At 40.4% G+C, this 1593-nt stretch carries 2 protein-coding genes; one reads left to right on the forward strand and one right to left on the reverse strand.

Annotated elements, in window-relative coordinates:
• Positions 1-326: 326 nt before the first annotated feature.
• A complete protein-coding gene (locus EI162_RS14100) occupies positions 327-995 on the forward strand; it encodes an SDR family NAD(P)-dependent oxidoreductase (protein WP_192524927.1) in 669 nt (222 codons plus the stop codon).
• A gap of 148 nt (positions 996-1143) precedes the next feature.
• On the opposite strand, the gene EI162_RS14105 is transcribed toward EI162_RS14100, so the two are convergent.
• Positions 1144-1593: 1-acyl-sn-glycerol-3-phosphate acyltransferase (locus tag EI162_RS14105; RefSeq protein ID WP_192524928.1), on the reverse strand; the 450-nt coding region annotated here is incomplete at its 5' end.

Here is a 1593-nt window from a genome sequence, read left to right on the forward strand (position 1 = left end):
TTTGTGTCTTCATAACCTCAAATATATCATCTTGCTTTGGCTGTCACCCTCCTTTATTTCTTCAGCATACTTTCTGACACACCACCAAGTATTTTAACTATAGTACGTAGGTGCTTTACACATGACAGCGACTTGATGGCCGTAAAAATTAAGCGACACACAAGATATTGGACACAGTCGCTTTCGCAGCACTGAGTTGCTATGATGATAGCAAAGCGGCATAGCTTACGCGCAGATTTATCTATAGACTGCGCTCGATTACATTTATCAGATATATCTATTAATTTTATTTGATGACCATCATATAATACCAAGGATTGAATAATATGAAGCGTTTTAAAGAAAAGACGGTTATCGTAACAGGTGCAGATTCAGATATTGGTCGTGAAACGGCGCTTAGGTTCGCACGCGAAGGGGCTAATTGTATAATTGTTGGCCTTAATAATGAAATCTTAGAGTATATCTATAAGGACTTGCCGCAAGACCATACATGGATCAACACAGGCAACCACCTTACCGTCACCAGTGATATTAACGACCCAACCCAAACGGCAAAACTAATAGAGTATGTATTAGAAAAATACAAGCATATCGACGTGATGATCAATATAGATACTGCTATCGGTATCCATGAGTCAGTCGTTCCAGAGCTGATAAAAACCAAAGGTAATATCGTTAATGTGTCGACGCTAACCGATATACCTGCTGACTGGAGTATCGATGCCTATAAAACCCAACAGCAAAGCTTGACTGAAGCCACAAAAAAACTGGCATTAGAAAATGTGCCAAACGATGTACGTATTAACGCGGTCGCAGCAGGGTTAGTCACTAAAGATAACAGCGCAAACCCATTTATAGAGCACGCTTTATTAGGAAAGGCAGCGACACCTTTTGATGTGACAGCTGCGGTTATGTTTTTAGCCAGCGATGACGCTGCCATGATCACTGGCATCAACCTACCTGTCGACGGCGGTGTTAGTACTTTCAGCAATTAGCCAATTGCTAAGAAATTTATTGGAAATAAAAATATAGGCTTAAACGAAAAACCCTTCGACACTTTTATGTCGAGGGGTTTTTTAATGATAAATATAGCGCGTGTTGAAAACTCATAAACCCTGACCAACAATCAATATTTTAAAAATGTTAGTCAGCGGCGTTATTTACGTCCTGTAGCGGCTGTGACAAGCGCTCAGGGTGTTTAGGCATTACCCCTTTATACTGAGCATAGATTTTTGGTAAATCAGCGTCGATATCGCCACTAGGATAGACCAGAGACATAAAACGTATCTCTTTGGTTTTATAGTCTAGCGCTACTGGCAAAATTGGCACACCAGCTCCCACTGCTAAATAATAAAAACCCGTTTTCCAGTTTTCAGTATATTGACGAGTACCCTCTGGTGCTAACCCTAAAAACAATGGCTCACCAGTTTTAAACTTATCAATACTGGCTTGTAGCACTGAGCCTTTATTCCCACGGTTAATAGGAATGACCCCGATCCAGTTTAATAGCTGAGCAAACACAGGCAACTTAAATAAAGGGTGGTGTTCTAAAAAGTATGCTGGCATCAGACGTAGCCATAATTGATGTAAAAG

Source organism: Psychrobacter sp. FME6, assembly GCF_014861365.1.
In the GTDB taxonomy this organism is placed as follows: domain Bacteria; phylum Pseudomonadota; class Gammaproteobacteria; order Pseudomonadales; family Moraxellaceae; genus Psychrobacter.

What these genes read in the sequence shown, in the direction of transcription:
- EI162_RS14100 (WP_192524927.1), top strand. Translation starts at nt 327, where the DNA reads ATGAAGCGTTTTAAAGAAAAGACGGTTATCGTAACAGGTGCAGATTCA.